Source organism: Paenibacillus sp. UNC496MF (assembly GCF_900113915.1).
GTDB lineage: Bacteria > Bacillota > Bacilli > Paenibacillales > Paenibacillaceae > Paenibacillus_Z > Paenibacillus_Z artemisiicola.
The window spans coordinates 650,271-665,356 of record NZ_FORE01000006.1; the positions used below are offsets into that span (position 1 = coordinate 650,271).

Annotated in this window: 10 protein-coding genes; 7 read left to right on the forward strand and 3 right to left on the reverse strand. The window is 64.7% G+C overall.

The genetic code is table 11. From position 1 onward, the window contains the following. Nucleotides 1–123 precede the first annotated feature (123 nt). The 4 genes from BMZ79_RS11415 (at nt 124) to BMZ79_RS11435 (ending at nt 3,383) form a co-directional block, all read left to right on the forward strand. Entirely contained in the window at nt 124–342 is a 219-nt protein-coding gene (locus tag BMZ79_RS11415; RefSeq protein ID WP_090639935.1) for a hypothetical protein, read from the forward strand. Between the two features lie 76 nt (nt 343–418). After that, a complete protein-coding gene (locus BMZ79_RS11420; RefSeq protein ID WP_090639938.1) occupies nt 419–760 on the forward strand; it encodes a hypothetical protein in 342 nt (113 codons plus the stop codon). A gap of 931 nt (nt 761–1,691) precedes the next feature. Continuing rightward, nucleotides 1,692–2,276, forward strand: coding sequence for a TetR/AcrR family transcriptional regulator (locus BMZ79_RS11430; protein ID WP_256252670.1), 585 nt, complete (start codon nt 1,692–1,694; stop codon nt 2,274–2,276). A gap of 93 nt (nt 2,277–2,369) precedes the next feature. Continuing rightward, the gene (locus tag BMZ79_RS11435) at nt 2,370–3,383 is read left to right on the forward strand and encodes a Delta(5) desaturase DesA (protein ID WP_090639945.1); all 1,014 of its coding nucleotides are present in this window, start codon (nt 2,370–2,372) and stop codon (nt 3,381–3,383) included. Between the two features lie 70 nt (nt 3,384–3,453). Here the strand turns inward: BMZ79_RS11435 and BMZ79_RS11440 are convergent, their stop codons facing one another. Continuing rightward, nucleotides 3,454–3,723: a cold-shock protein gene (locus BMZ79_RS11440; protein WP_090639947.1), complete on the reverse strand. Its 270-nt coding sequence runs from the start codon at nt 3,721–3,723 to the stop codon at nt 3,454–3,456. 435 nt (nt 3,724–4,158) lie between these two features. Here BMZ79_RS11440 and BMZ79_RS11445 point away from each other — a divergent pair, with 435 nt between their 5' ends. Further along, on the forward strand, nt 4,159–7,410 hold the full coding sequence (locus BMZ79_RS11445) for a carbohydrate-binding protein (protein ID WP_090639949.1): 3,252 nt from the start codon (nt 4,159–4,161) through the stop codon (nt 7,408–7,410). Between the two features lie 120 nt (nt 7,411–7,530). Here BMZ79_RS11445 and BMZ79_RS11450 read toward each other — a convergent pair whose 3' ends face one another. Next, nucleotides 7,531–7,926, reverse strand: a complete 396-nt coding sequence (locus tag BMZ79_RS11450) for a hypothetical protein (RefSeq protein WP_143088933.1) — start codon at nt 7,924–7,926, stop codon at nt 7,531–7,533. 189 nt (nt 7,927–8,115) lie between these two features. On the opposite strand from BMZ79_RS11450, the gene BMZ79_RS11455 reads away from it, so the two are divergent. Both BMZ79_RS11455 and BMZ79_RS11460 read left to right on the forward strand, forming a co-directional pair. Then, entirely contained in the window at nt 8,116–8,745 is a 630-nt protein-coding gene (locus tag BMZ79_RS11455) for a YfbR-like 5'-deoxynucleotidase (protein ID WP_090639956.1), read from the forward strand. A 381-nt stretch (nt 8,746–9,126) separates the two neighbouring features. Continuing rightward, entirely contained in the window at nt 9,127–10,686 is a 1,560-nt protein-coding gene (locus BMZ79_RS11460; protein ID WP_090639960.1) for an NAD(P)H-hydrate dehydratase, read from the forward strand. A 221-nt stretch (nt 10,687–10,907) separates the two neighbouring features. On the opposite strand, the gene BMZ79_RS35495 is transcribed toward BMZ79_RS11460, so the two are convergent. After that, nucleotides 10,908–15,077, reverse strand: coding sequence for a S8 family serine peptidase (locus BMZ79_RS35495; protein WP_177222107.1), 4,170 nt, complete (start codon nt 15,075–15,077; stop codon nt 10,908–10,910). Nucleotides 15,078–15,086 lie beyond the last annotated feature (9 nt).

Genomic DNA, 15,086 nt, shown 5'->3' on the forward strand with positions numbered 1-15,086 from the left:
TGCTTATGCAGGGGGCAGGCACCGCCGCAAACGTGCATAAATCGCCGAATGACGAGGGATAATCTGCCTACGCGTTCGCGAATCGCAATTCACGACCGACCCTATATAAGGAGGAAACAACAGATGATCAAATCGCGTGTAGGCTTGCTGCTCGGCGGGGCGGCGTTGCTGCTGGCGCTGTCGCCGGAAGCCAGAAGGACGGTCCGCCGCTGGGCGGTCAAGGGCACGGAAGGCGTGCTCGACATGACGGATATGGCGAAGAGCGCGGGAGCGGCGGTTCAGCGAAGGTTCTCGGCTTCGGCCGAAACAATCATTCCCAGCGACCGGGGCCCGCAACATTAATCCGAATCGGGGCACAATCTAAGAAGGCCTTTTTACGACGGCCTGAATCGGATCTCGAGAAACGGAGGCAATTGCAATGATTCAAAGCAGCTCGCTCGTGGCAGGCATTCTTTCGGGTGGCATGACCCAGATTCAAGATACGCGCAGCCTGCAGCATGGTAACATGGGCAAACGGGAATACACGGCCCATACGGTCGAAAACGTCACCGGCGCGGTCGGCGTCATGGCCGGCGTCGAATACGGCGCCGTCGTCGGCAGCGCGCTGCTCCCCGGCGTCGGCACCGTGCTCGGCGCGGTCGTGGGCGGCGTGCTCGGCGACCGTCTCGGACGCGCGGTCGGCGGACAAGCCGGCCATATGATCAGCCGCAACCAGATGGTCAACAAAGTGACCGATCCGATCGCGGAAGCGATTCAGTAACGCCCCGAAACAGCTGCTAGCTTCCCGAAACCTCCGGATTCCGGGAGGGACGCGCCGGCCGCGGACCTCCCGGACTTCCGTTATAGTCCCCTCCTCCCAACCCTCGCGCGTTAACGCATCTTCCATCAATGGCTTTATCTCTTCCGTTATGCGTTGCCCGACGGATGGCCGTCCTTTCGATGATCTCGCTTCGCGCCGGCTTGAACCGGCATGCAAAAAGCCGCGTCCCGAACAGGGGCCGCAGCTTCATCGCGGCGATGCGCGCCTGCGCGATCGCCTATTTGCGTGTCATCATACGGTAGCATCTGCGCAGCAATCGCCAGGTCACGCTGGTACGGATCGAGATGGTCTGCGGCGTCTCGTTGCGGTTGGTATTGTCCATGCGGTCACCGTCCCTCCGGATTGGAGCCGGCATGCGCCGGCACCGTAATCCCCATTGTCCCCGGGCCGCCCGCAAAGCATGCGCGCGGACAAGCTGGCGAATGCCGGGAAACGGACGGGACGGGTCGCGCCGTCGCGCAAGCGAACGGCGCCGAGCCGGTGCCGAGCCGTCATCGGCAGAGCCGTTCGGCCCGCAAGACCGCTTAAGCCCCACCGCGGAAATCCGTCGAAACGGCCAGCTCCTTCTGCGCCTCGAGCGATGCGAGCCGTTCGGTCAGCGCCTGGCGGACGGCCCCGTAGGCGTCGCTCCTCGCGGACGGTGCCCGCGACGCGGTCGCCCCGCTCCAGCAGCTGCTCCGTCATCTGGCGGCCGAATCCGCTGTTCGCGCCCGTAATAAGCCAAGTCCGTATCGTCATGAATTTAAACCTTCTTCCTTTATCCATTATATCTAACCGGTTAGTTAGAAATAACATACGTTTTTCTCTCCGCTCCGTCAAGTGATATAATGTGCCATAACGGACCCGATCGACGATACTAGGACAAGGACTGATGACGATGCGAAACGCCGAGGCGTCGAAAGAACGCATCTTGGAGGCGGCCATGGCGGAATTCTCCGCGCACGGCATCGCGGGCGCGCGGGTCGACCGCATCGCCAAGGCGGCCGGCTGCAACAAGAACCTGATCTACATCTATTTCGACAATAAAGAGACGCTCTTCGCCACCCTGCTTCAGAAACATCTGCTGCGCGTATACGAGGACATCTCCTTCACGCCCGACGACCTGCCGGGCTACGCGGCGCGCGTGTTCGATTTCGGGATGTCCCGTCCCGATCTGATGCGCTTGCTTGCCTGGTACAACCTAGAGCAGCAAAACGCCGTCCCCCCCGAACGCAGCGCGGCGCACGGCGCGAAGGTCGGGGAGCTGGCGGTGGCGCAGCGGGCTGGCCGCGTCGGCGGCGCGTTCCCGCCGCATTTTCTGATGACCGCCGTCATGACGCTGGCCACGGCCTGGACGGCGGCGAATCCGTTTGGCGCCTCGCTCGACGCGGACAGCACGAAGGATCTCGCGGCCTTGCGCGAGGCCGTCTCGGCGGCGGTCGGGCTGCTCGCGCGGAAGGATGACGCGGCCCGCTGACGGTACCCCTCCATTTCCCTTCATGCCCTTTCGTCCGCCCGAGGCATCGGTATGATACAATGAGGCTGTTCGCTAAAGCAGAGGAGTTCTTGAATGACCATATCGGGAAGTTTCAAATATTTGCGGAAATTGCTCGCCCCTTACGAACGCTCGAGCTTGCCGCGGAGCGTCTGGCAGCTGTTCAACACCTTCGCTCCGCTGATCTTGCTCTGGTACGGAGCGTATCGAAGTCTTTCCGTCTCCTACTTGCTTACGCTCGCGATCGCCTTGGTCGCCGCCGGACTCATGGTTCGGGTTTTCATCATTTTCCATGACTGCTGCCACGGCTCGTTCTTCACGAACCGAACGGCAAACGAAATCATCGGCACGTTGGCGGGCGTGTTGACCTTCAGTCCGTTTCGTCAGTGGCGGTCCAGCCACGCCGTCCATCATGCGACCAACGGCAATTTGGACCGGCGGGGAACGGGCGATATCTGGACGCTGACGGTCGACGAATATGTGGCCCTGCCCTTGCTCAAGCGAATCGGCTACCGCGTTTACCGGAATCCGCTGATCCTCTTCGGCTTAGGTCCGATCTACGTTTTCCTGATCGACTATCGGTTTAATCGCAAAAAAGCGAAAACCGCCGAACGCCTGAATACGCATATCACGAATCTGGGCATCGCCGCTCTCGCCGCGCTGCTGTGCCAGGCGGTCGGCTGGCAGGCATTCGTGCTCATTCAAGCGCCGATCTTCCTTGTCTCGGGGGTGGCCGGCTTCTGGCTCTTCTACGTCCAGCATCAGTTCGAAGATAGTTATTTCGAGAAGGACGAGAACTGGAGCTACGTCGATGCCGCCCTGCACGGAAGCTCATTCTATAAATTACCCAAGATTTTGCAATGGTTCTCCGGAAACATCGGGTATCACCATATTCATCACCTGAGCCCACGGGTGCCCAATTATTATTTGGAACGCACGCATGACGAGAACGAGACGCTGCAAAGCGCCCGGCCCGTTACGCTGTGGTCCAGCCTGAAATCCTTGCGGTTCCGGATCTGGGATGAACATCGCAAGCAATTAAGGGGATTCGGGTATGTCAAACAATACAAGTCGGGCGGGAGCGCCTGACGCCTGCCGAACACGCAAAAAAGACAGCTGCGCGCAGCTGTCTTTTTTGCGTGTTCGGCGCGTTCTCGCGCTATGTCCGGTCATCGAGCGGTCCATCCGGCTCAGGATCCTTCGTCTTCGAATTTTTTTCGGCGGCTTTCCGATCGAGCCCCGAATCGTACAAAATCGGCAATTCCTTCTCGCACGCCTCCATCGGGGACCCGCACTGCGCGCAGACGGGCGAATCCTCGAACGAATAACGCTGGCGCATCCAGCCGTTGCAGTCATCCTTCGTGCACGACCAGATGGCGGTCATTTCGGTCGGATACTCCACCGGGATTCTTTTGCGGGAATTATACACGGGCGCAAGCCTCCTTATCGCTCTTCAAAAAAGCCGCCTATCGAAACAAAGCAGCTCTGCTGCCTTTTCAAGTACGCGGCATTCCGATTCTTATACGAGACTTACATTATACCACAGCAGGCCCGATTTAGCGATGCCTGTTTCGGATCGGCCGCCGGACGGCCCTCCGCGAAAGCCGCTCGCCGGCCTTCAACGGATCGCGCGGGCACGGGCCGCGAGCGAACCATGACGGGAGCTGCGGGTTAGAACGGCCGGTATCCCGCGCCATGCAGACGCACGCCCGACTAAATGATATATCATTTTAATAAACATTAATATATTGACATCCCATTGACGAGCGAATTATAGTGTTGTTGAAAGCGCTTCATACCCAATTTTACCCGGTCCATCCGCAGCGCGGAAGCAGCCGAACAATCCTTTTGCAATGGAGGTTACATGACGGTGCGAAACAAATCGACATCCTTACGGTTCATGGCGCTCGCCGCCGCCTGCTCGCTGGTGCTCGCTCCCCTCACGGCCATGGGCCCCGCTCCCAAGGCGCGCGCCTACGCGTCTACGGACGCCGACACGGCCATCAAGGCGTTCAACGCGGCTTTTTGGGACGGCGGCGCGAAGTATTTCCGGACCAATTCCAAGCAAGCCGACAACTATCAAGGCTTCTGGGTGGAAGCGGAGCTGTGGGAGACGGTCATGGACGCGTACCTGCACACCGCCGACCCGGCGCTGAAGGCCCAGCTCCGGACCCAGATCGACGACGTCTTCGACGGCACGGTCGCCAAGTACGGCGCCGACTGGACGAACAACCACTTCAACGACGACATCATGTGGTGGGCGATGGCGAGCGCGCGGGCGTATGCGATCACCCAAGAGCCGCGCTACCTGGAGAAAGCCAAGTATTATTTCGACTTCGTCTACGACACGCAGTGGGACGACGCGTTCGCGGGCGGCGGCATCTGGTGGATGAACAGCGAGCACGACAGCAAGAACGCGTGCATCAACTTCCCCGCGGCCGAAGCGGCCGTATTCCTGTACGACGTCACGAAGGACGACCGCTACCTGCAAGCCGCGAACCGGATCTATACGTGGGGCAAAACGATGCTGACGGACGGCAACGGCAAGGTGTACGACCGCCTCGAGGTCGCAAACGGCACCGCCGGCGGCGCGACGCACTACAATCAAGGCACGTTCATCGGCGCGGCGTCCGGCCTGTACCGGCTGACCGGTGACCCGACGTATCTGGACGATGCCGTGAAAGCCGCGGCCTACACCAAGCGCGACCTGACCGACGAGAACGGACTGCTCCGCTTCGAAGGCCCGAACGGGGATTTGAAGGGCGGCAAAACGATCCTGATCCGCAACCTGGCTTATCTGCTCGAGGCGCTGAAGCCGCAAACCGACGGCTCCTACGTTCAGGCGCGCGGCGACCTGGCCGATTGGCTGGCCTTCAACGCGGAGACGGCGTGGAGCAACCGCAATCCGGACGGCGTCGTCGACGGCAACTGGGCGGGGCAGCTGCTCGCCGGCACGTACGAATCGTGGTCGGCCTCCGGCGCCGTCGAGGCGCTGTCCGTGCTGGAGCCGCGAACGGCGCAGGTACGCTACGCGGACAAGAACCCGTTCAACCGCATGGAAGCGGAGAAATACAACATCGGCAGCGGCTTCGTGATGGAGGACAGCACGGACGGAACGATCCAGCTCGGCGGCATTCAGCCGGGCATGTACGCGGCGTACCGGAACGTCGATTTCGGCGCCGGCGGGGCCAAGGGCTTCATCGCCCGGGCGGCGAGCGCCACCGGCGGCGGCAACATCGAGATCCGGCTGGACGCGCCGGACGGCCCCAAGGTCGGCACCTTGAACGTGCAAGGCACCGGCGGCTGGAACAATTTCTCGGACGCCGTCGGGCTGCTGACGGACGATCAGGGACAGCCGAGCGTCGTGACCGGCAAGCATGACGTCTATCTGGTCTTTACGAAGACGAACGACCAATATCTGTTCAACCTGAACTGGTTCAAGTTCACGACTACCGATCCGACGCGCACGGACGCCTACGCCCGGCTGAAGGCCGGCAACTACGACGATGCCGCGGGGCTGGGCAAGAACGCCGAATTCGGCTTCCTCGACGGCATTACGAACGGCGCGCATGCCGTCTACCGCGGCATCGACTTCGGCGCCGGCGCCGCCGGCGCGACGTTCCACGTCGCGAGCGGCAGCCAGGGCGGCACGATCGAGGTGCGGCTCGACGGCTTGGACGGCCCGGTCGCCGGCACGGTCGACATCCCGGCGCTGGGCACGTGGGACAAGTGGGTCGACATCATGGGCAATCTCGACGACACGCGGGCCAAGGGCATTCACGACGTCTACCTCGTATTCCGCGGGGCGAACGGCAGCGACTACCCGCTCAACCTCGACTGGTTCACCTTCTCGACGGTGAAGGGACAGGCGCGGGACGCGTACGGCAAGCTGGAAGCGGAGAACTATACGACCGCCGTGGCGGTCGGCCGGGAGAACGGCGGCGGACAAACGTACCTCGCCGGCGTCTACGGGCCGAACGGGCCGTACGCCATGTACAATTACGTCGATTTCGGCAGCGCGAGCCCGACGGCGTTCACCGTCAACGCCGCGAGCGACACGGGCGGCGGCACGATCGAGGTGCGCCTCGATAGCTTGAGCGGCCCGCTGATCGCAACCGGCACCGTGACGGGAACGGGCGGCTGGCAGACGTTCAAGCGGTTCACGGCGAACGTAACGGCGCCGGTCACCGGCAAGCATATCGTGTTCCTGTTGTTCAAAGGCGGGGACTATCTGTACAACCTCGACAAATTCACGTTCGGCGATCCTGCCGTATTCGACGCGCCGACGCCGCCGGCGCCGCCGGCGGAGGACCACGTCGCGCCGGGCGACGCGACGCACGTGCAGGTCGTGCGCGGCGATGACCAGTTGAAGCTGTATTGGGACGGCCCGTACGATACCGACGCCGAGAAGGTGCAGCTTGCCTTGTTGAAGGGCAGCCAGCAAGTCGGCGGCATGATCGAGGTGAAGCGCGGCGTCCAGAGCGCCGTCCTTCCGGGCATCGAGAACGGCGGCACGTATACGGTATCGATCAAATCGGTCGATCAGGCGGGGAACGTCTCGCACGGCGTGCTGCTTCCGGTCGATCCGGCCTTCGCGCTCGAAGCGAACGGAACGGCGCTGCCGGAGGGCGGCGCGGCTCCGGACGACCGGCCGCTGACGTTCCGGCTGCAGGCCGGCCTGACGGCCGTTCGGTCCGCCGCGATCACGGTCGACGGCCGCACGTACGCGGTCGACGCGGCGCATCCGACCGCCGAGCTGGACTTCGCCGGGCTGACCGGCACCAAGACGGCGACGATCGTCTTCACGGATTATGCCGGCGTTTCGATCCGGCAGACGTTCGGCTTCCAGGTCGTAACGGGCGTCGACGCCATGAAACGGCTCGTCGCCCGCTTCCAAGCCTCCGGCGACCTGAGCGGCCCGCTCGTCCCGCAGCTCAGCAACGCGCTCGACCAGGCGCGGCACCAGCTGGACGGCGGCAAGCCGAAGCAAGCGGTCAAGCATCTGCAGGATTTCCTGAAGCACCTGAACAACCCGGCCATGGCCAAAAACGCGTCCGAAAGCGCCAAAGCGGCGCTGGGCGCGGACGCGCAGCGGCTGATCGAACAGTGGACGTAGGCGAGAGCCGGAAGCGCTGAAACGCGCAAAACAGGGATCCCCCGCGGGGAGATCCCTGTTTTTGTTTTTGGCATGAACGTTTCGCGCCGTTAAGCAAGGCCGAACGCGACGCCTCGCGTCTCAAATCCGCTTCGTCAAGTAGATGTGCTCCCGCTTCTGCTTAAGCTGCTTCTCCCGGTCCTCGGCGATCTGGACCCGCAGATTCTTCAAGCAGCCGCCGCACAGCTTGCCCTCCCGGATCGGCGCCCCGCAGAGGTCGCAGGCGTCGGCCAGGTTCGGATAAGCGTACAGCTTCAGCCGGCCCCGGCGAATCAGCGTCCGGATGCGCGCCGCCGGAACCGCGGCAAGCTCGGCCGCCTGCTCGTTCGTCAAGCGGCGGTCCCGTTTCAGCGCGCGCTCGATCGCGTCTACCTGCCCGTCCTCCGCCGACGAGCAGTCCGCGCACAAGCCACGCAGGTTCTTCCGGTACACGTCGCCGCAGACGGGACAATGGGCTACGGGAAGTTCTAAAGTCACAGGATCACCTCGCCGTTATTATAGTTCTATAGCCCTAATCATAGCATGAGGCGGACAAGGAAGCACGTAAAAGATATCCATTTGCCCCATCGGCGGCTCCTCCGCGCGGCGTTAACGATCCATTAACAGTTCGCCTGTATACTGAGCCTATGCCGCACGCCGACTTCAACACGGAAAGGACTGCGAACGATGGGCATTCATACGTACTTTCAATCGTTAACCGATCTGGAGCGGATCATCCGCTGCCCCGGCAAGTTCAAGTTTCAAGCGCACAGCGTCTCCGCCCATTCCTGGAAAGTCGTCCAATACGCCAAAACGCTGGCGGACATCGAGGAAAGCAACGGCGTCGCCGTAGACTGGAAGAAGCTGTACGAGATCACGAGCAGCCACGATTACGGCGAGATCTTCATCGGCGACATCAAGACGCCCGTGAAGCACTACTCGCTGGAGCTGCGCGCGATGCTGCAGCAGGTCGAGGAAGGCATGGTCGCGCACTTCATCGACGAGCACATCCCCGAGGCGTTCAAGCCGATCTTCCGCCGGCAGCTGCGCGAAGGGAAGAACGACTCGGTCGAAGGGCAGATCCTCGAGGTCGCGGACAAACTCGATCAGATCTACGAAGCCTTCGCGGAGTTGCAGCGGGGCAACCTCGAGAAGGAATTCATCGTCATGTACCGGCACGCGCTGATCAAAATCAAATCGATCCGCCTGCACTGCGTCGATTATTTCCTCCGGCATATCCTGCCCGATCTCGTCCGCGAGGGCGTCAAGTCTCCGATCGACATCGAGCAGATTACCCGGGAGGCGCTGGCGTCGTAAGGCGGCCCGCTCCCTCGCCGGTCCGGCGTTTCAACGCTCCCCATCCTCCCATCCTCCGCCTCCTCCGCCTCGTTCCGCACCGGTTCCGCCGCTCCGCCTTCCGCTTTCCGCTTTGCTACGCCACGAAGCCAGCCTCCGAGACGGCCGGCTTTTTCGATGCTCGCTTTCGCGGCCGCCCCCGGTTGCGCGGCTTGCGCGTCCCATTGTTCCCGGCCGGGTAAAAGAGTAAGATCGAATCAACGGAACGCGCGAACCATGAAGCGTACCATGAGATGGAAACGCGCTGCTCGAAGAAGACGCGCAAAAAGAAGAATAGGCGCAAGCGGGAACATGCAGCAATCAGATGGAACCGCGACAATCGAAGCGATAGGAGGACCTGCCATGTACCTGGTCACGTCCGAAGAAATGCGCCGGCTGGACCGGCAAACGATCGGCGAGCTCGGCATTCCGGCCCTCGCGCTCATGGAGAACGCGGGCCGGGCCATCGCCGAGGAGGCGATCCGGCTGCTTGCCGAGACGGGCAAGCGCCGGGCCAAATGGGCGATTCTCGTCGGCAAGGGCAACAACGGCGGCGACGGCCTCGTCTGCGCGCGGCATCTGCGGGAGCTCGGCCACGACGCCGTGCTCGTCTACGCCGTGCCGCCGGAGCAACTGGCCGGCGACGCGGCCGCGCAGCGCGACATTGCCGAGCGGCTCGGCATCCCCGCACGCGCGTTCGCGGACGCGGGCGCCGCCGCTTGGGACGGCTGCGACGGCCTCGTCGACGCGCTGCTCGGCACCGGCACGGCCGGCGCGCCGCGGGCGCCGTACGCCGCGTTGATCCGCGCGGCGAACGCGAGCGGGCTGCCGATCGTGGCGGCGGACATCCCGAGCGGTTTGAACGCCGACACCGGCGAGACGGCCGAGCCGTGCATCCGCGCGGCCGTCACCGTCGCGCTCGCGCTGGCGAAGCGCGGGCTGCAGCAGCATCCCGGCGCGGAGGCGGCCGGCCGCGTCGTCGTGCGGCCCATCGGCATCCCGGAAGCGCTGGCCGCGGCGATGGACGTGCGCGCGTTCGCGCTCGGCGAGCGGGCCTTCCGCGAGAAGCTCGGCCTCGCGTGGCCGCTGCGCCGCCAAGCCGACGCGCACAAGGGCACGTACGGCCACGCGCTGGTCGCCGCGGGCTCGCGCGCGATGAGCGGCGCGGGGCTGCTCGCCGCGAAGGCGGCGCTGCGCGCCGGGAGCGGGCTCGTCAGCTGGGCGCTGCCGGAGGCGCTCGCCCTGCCCATGGCCGGGCGGCTGCCGGAAGCGATGCTGCACGGCGTGCCCGACGACGGGCGCGGCGATTGGCGCGCCGCGCCGCCCGAGGCGCTTGCCGCGCTGGCCGCCGGCAAGCAAGCGCTCGTCATCGGCCCGGGGCTCGGCCGATGGGACGGCGACGGCGCCTGGCTGCGCGCCGTCTGGGAAGCGGCGGACGGCGTCCCGCTGGTCGCGGACGCCGACGCCTTGAACATGCTGGCCGCCGCCGGCGAACATGGCGGCGGCGAGCCCTTCGCCGCATGGCCGCGCCGCAAAGCGCCGGTCGTGCTGACGCCGCATCCCGGCGAGATGGCGCGGCTCTGCGGCCTGTCCGTCCGCGAGGTGCTGCGCGACCGGATCGGCCTCGCGCAGCGCTTCGCCGAGCGGCACGGCGTCACGCTCGCGCTCAAGGGCGCCGGCACCGTCGTCGCGACGCCGGACGGGTCGGCGTACGTGAACGCGACCGGCAATCCCGGCATGGCGACGGGCGGCTCGGGCGACGTGCTCGCCGGCATCATCGGCGGCCTGCTCGCGCAAGGGCTGACCGCGGAGCAAGCGGCCGCGGCCGGCGTGTACCTGCACGGCGAAGCCGGCGACCGGGCTTCCGCCGCCCGCGCGACGGAAGCCGCCCTGATCGCCGGCGACATCATCGAGGCGCTGTAAGCCGCCTCGATGCGCGGACTTGGCCCGGCTCCCGCCTCCTTCGCTCCTCCGGCCGCCGCTCCGCCTCCCGCCACCCTCGCGCCTCCGCCTCCCCGGCCGCTCCGCCGTTCCAACCGCGACGGCGGCTCCGAACGCACCCGGCCACCGCCTCCCTTCCTCAACACAAAAAAGGCTGCCGAGCCAAGCTCGGCAGCCTTTTCTTCGCTTAATCATTCACGCTATTAACGAATGCGCCCGGAGGCTTGCAGCAGGTCGTGCAGCACTTTCGCCGCGGCTTCGCGCGTCGTCGCGTCGGCCGGACGGAAGTAGGTGCCGCCTTTCTCTTCGACGCCCTGCATCAGGCCGGCGTCCGTGACGATGCGGATGCTGTCCTTCGCGTAGCCGCCGAACTGCGCGGCATCGGCGTAGGCGCGCGTGCCGGCCGTGCCCGATGGCTGCAGGCCGACGAGCTTGATCGCCCGCGCCAGCATGACCGTCAAGTCTTGGCGCGCGATCGTCGCGTTCGGCTTGAACTGCCCGTCCGCTCCGGTGACGAGACCGGCCGCGTACGCCGTCGCCACGTCGGACGCGAACCAGTCGCCGCTCTTCACGTCGCCGAACGGCGCCGCCGTACCCTGCGCCTGCAGGCCGAGCGCCCGGACGAGCATGGACGCGAACTGCGCGCGGGTGACGTCCGTCTTCGGCGAGAACGTCGTCGCGGTCGTGCCGTTCAGCAGGAATTTGTCCGCGAGCGACTGGATCTGCTCCTTCGCCCAGGACTTGCCGGTATCGGCGAACGCGACATGGCGCGCGGCCGCCGCGTACGTCGAGAAGCCCGGACGGCGGATCGTCGCGATGGTATCGCCGCCCGCGGTCTTGGTCATCGCGGCCGGAACCGGATAGACCTTGCCGCCCTCAAGGTACAGCGCGCCGGCCGTGCCCGCGTCGCCGGCGACGAGGAACGAGCGGACCGCGGCTTCGTCCGCGTTCAGCTTCAGCGGAGAAGGCGTGCCGCCGCTGACCATGGCGGCTTCGAAGACGTAAGGCGTCCCCAGAACCGTCGCGTCCGCCGCTTGCTTCGCGAACTCGGCTTTGCTGCCTTCGTCCTGCTTGATCGTCATCACGATGTCCGCGCCTTCCGCCGCGCGCGTCAAGGCCGACAGCGGCAAGGAGACGGAGGCGTCGTTCCAGGCGAAGACGAGCGTGCCGGTCAATCCCGCGTCCTTCAGCAGCTTCGCCTGCGCGGCCGTCAGCGCCAGCGTCGCGGAGGACGCGTCCTTGGAAGCCGCGCCGATGGTCAGCGCGACCGGCGGCTTCGCGTCCTTCAGCGCCGCTTGCAGATCGGCGTCGTTGACGGTGACGGACAATTGCGCGCCTTCCAGGCTCGATTGCGCCGCGACGGCAACGCTTGTCTGGCCCTTCTCGATCACGGAAGCGGCCACGTCCTTGTTGTACGCCGCGCCGTTAGGCTGAACCGGGAAGCTCGGGTACGAGCCCGGATCCGTCGGCGGCGTCGGCGGCGGGGTCGTCCCTCCGTCGCTCACATAGAACGTTTTGAACGCCGCGGATTGATCGACGAGATTGTAATTCGCGTCGTAGACCGAACCGACCAGGACGATTTTGTACCGCCCTTCCGGCAGCTGCTCGTTGTACTTATTGCCGTCGTTCAGCCAAATGCCGACGTTGTACGAACCGTCGAATTCCGGGATGACGAAGTCGGACGGGAGCGGCTTCAGGACGTCCTTGTCCTCGTCCAGATCGTAGTATTCGGCCAGAATGCCGAGCGGCTGGTCGTTCAGGTCGTAGATCGCCGCGTACAGGTGGTTGATTTCGCCGAGCGGAAGCGACGCCGCGATGTCGATCGGCTCGTCCTTCGATACGGTCGTGCTGCTGAGCGTCACGTTCTGAATCGGGAAGTCGTTGTCCTCCGACCCTTTGCCGACATGAATCGCGAACGGCAGATGCAGAGACGGAAGGCCGGCGCTCTTCAGCAGCACTTCGCCCTCGTACACGCCGACCTTCGCCTCCGGGCTCACGGTCGCCGTCAAGCCGAGGTCGATTTCCCCGTCCTTGGCCACCGTCACTTGATCGCCCGCGAGGCCGGTCAGCTTCGCCGCGATCTTGCCGGTATCCGGCGTCGGAATCGGGTCGTGCGGGTCCGACGTGACCGACGGATGCAGGACGACCTCAGCGCTGTACATCACGGACGCGTCCGACAGGTTCTTGACGCGGAGCGGCTTCGCCGCTTCTTCCCCCGGCTGCATCAGGCCGAAGCTGACGCTGCTCGCCTCGCTCGGAATGACCGTCTGGCTCATCTTGTCGTCATAGATCGTGATCTCGTCCAGCGATTCGATGATCGCGCGCGTATCGATCGCGTTCATGACGTCGACCCGGCCCGCGCCTTGCGAATAGACGTCGTACGGCGTGCCGTCCTGGTCGACGATCTCCTCGGCCGTATTCGCCAGCGCCGCGCGGATGTCGGTCGGGGTCCATGCCGGATGCGCCTGCTTGAGCAGCAGGGCGAGACCGGCCACGTGCGGCGTCGCCATGCTCGTGCCGCTCAGCTTGGCGTACGCTTGATCGTAGCTCGCATCGGGATTCGCCTTGCCGTAGGCCGGCACGGACGAGAAGATTTGCACGCCCGGCGCGCTCAGGTCCGGCTTGATGCCGTAATTGCCGTCCGAGTTCGGGCCTCTCGAGCTGAAGTCCGCCATGAAGTCGCCCGCCGCGGGCGTCTTCTCGAAATCGTTCTTCATCGTGAACTGCAGCGTCTCGTCCGGATGCGCCTTCAGCTCGCGGGCCAACATGCGCCCCGTATTGCCCGCCATGTCGAACGTCGGGATGTAATCGTAGCTGTCCCCGAGGAAGCCTACCGGACCGATCGGGCCGTTACGGTCCTTGATATCCTCCGAGAGATCGGGTTCGTTGATGTTCGGATCGATCGCGTTGCCGTTGAAGATGACCGCGGCCTTCGCGCCGTGCTTGGCGGCGATCTTCACCTTCTCGTCGAAGGTGAGGTTGCCCCGGGAGATGAAGACGATTTTGTCGGCCAGGTATTCCTTGGTGAGGCCCTGGTATTCGTCGTTCGACCCGAGTCCGACGTACACGCCCTTGATCGGGGCGTCGCCGAACATCTCGTTGAAGTTCTCCTTGTCCGTCGTCCAGCTCATCAAGTCCATGTGCGCTTCGTTCGCCGTGGTGCCGACCTCGCTGCGCACCCGGCCCGCGACGCGGATGCTCTCGCTCGTGACCGCGCCGACGGAGATGGCGAGCTGCGCCGATGCCGGGGAGCCCATGGAATAATAATATTGATTGCCCGCGCCGGCGTTGCCGTTCGCGACGACGGCGACGACGCCCGCCAGGACGGCGTTGTTCACCGCGATGGCGTCGGGCGAGTTCGGATCCTTCTCCAGGTCGCTGCCGAGGGACAGGTTAATGACGTCCATCTTGTCCTCGACGGCATGCTCGATGCCGTCGATGACCTGCGCGGACGTGCCGCCCTCCGGCCCGAGCACCTTATACGCGTACAGCTTGGCGTCGTAGGCGACGCCCTTCTGCACATGGTCGGCCGCCTTGTTCGACGCCGTCCCGGCGATGGTGCCGGATACGTGCGTCCCGTGGTAGGACCCTTCGTAATCGCCTTCCGGCAAGTCCTCGTACGGATCGTCGTCTTGGTTGATGGCATCGTAGCCGCCCTCGACGTAATTGCCGGCGAGATCGGGATGCAGGTAGTCGATGCCGGTATCGATGACGCCGACCTTCAGTCCTTTGCCCGTGTACCCGCGCTCCCAGGCTTTCAGAACGCCGATTTGCTCGAGCGGCACCGTGTCGATCGCGGACGATCCGGCCGCGGCGGATTGATAGCTGTCGGCCACGTCGGCCGGATAATAGCGGATGTTCTTATGGATGGCCTTCACGCCCGTCAGCTTGGCCAGCTGCGGGACGGCGTCCGCGCGGATCGTGATCTCCATCCCGTTCAGAACGGTATCGAAGCGGCGGTCGACCTTGAACGTCACGCTGCTTGCCTGCGCGCTCCGAACGAACGCATCCTGCTCGGACCGCACCTTCGCCTCGGTGGATTCCGCGGCCAAGGCTTTGAAGCCGAGCTTGGCCGCATAGCGGCCGACGGCCGCCGGCTGGCCGCTGAGCTGCACGATGACGTTGATCTCGTCCGCGGACTTCGTATTGATGTCTTCGGCCACGAACGCCTGGCCCGGCGCCGCCGCGCCCGCTCCGGCTTCCGGCCCGGCCTCCTGCAGCAGGCGGGTGACCGCCTGCAAGCCTTCCTCGGTGATGAAGCTTTTATCTCCCGGAACGGCATGCGCCGTCGGCACGCCCGTCGAGACGACGCTGCCGGCCAGCACCGAGACCGCCGCGAGGGAAAGCGACTTTTTGAGTAGTGATCGATTCACGTTCAGGTA

What these genes read in the sequence shown, in the direction of transcription:
- BMZ79_RS11415 (WP_090639935.1), top strand. Translation starts at nt 124, where the DNA reads ATGATCAAATCGCGTGTAGGCTTGCTGCTCGGCGGGGCGGCGTTGCTG.
- BMZ79_RS11420 (WP_090639938.1), top strand. Translation starts at nt 419, where the DNA reads ATGATTCAAAGCAGCTCGCTCGTGGCAGGCATTCTTTCGGGTGGCATG.
- BMZ79_RS11430 (WP_256252670.1), top strand. Translation starts at nt 1,692, where the DNA reads ATGACGATGCGAAACGCCGAGGCGTCGAAAGAACGCATCTTGGAGGCG.
- BMZ79_RS11435 (WP_090639945.1), top strand. Translation starts at nt 2,370, where the DNA reads ATGACCATATCGGGAAGTTTCAAATATTTGCGGAAATTGCTCGCCCCT.
- BMZ79_RS11445 (WP_090639949.1), top strand. Translation starts at nt 4,159, where the DNA reads ATGACGGTGCGAAACAAATCGACATCCTTACGGTTCATGGCGCTCGCC.
- BMZ79_RS11455 (WP_090639956.1), top strand. Translation starts at nt 8,116, where the DNA reads ATGGGCATTCATACGTACTTTCAATCGTTAACCGATCTGGAGCGGATC.
- BMZ79_RS11460 (WP_090639960.1), top strand. Translation starts at nt 9,127, where the DNA reads ATGTACCTGGTCACGTCCGAAGAAATGCGCCGGCTGGACCGGCAAACG.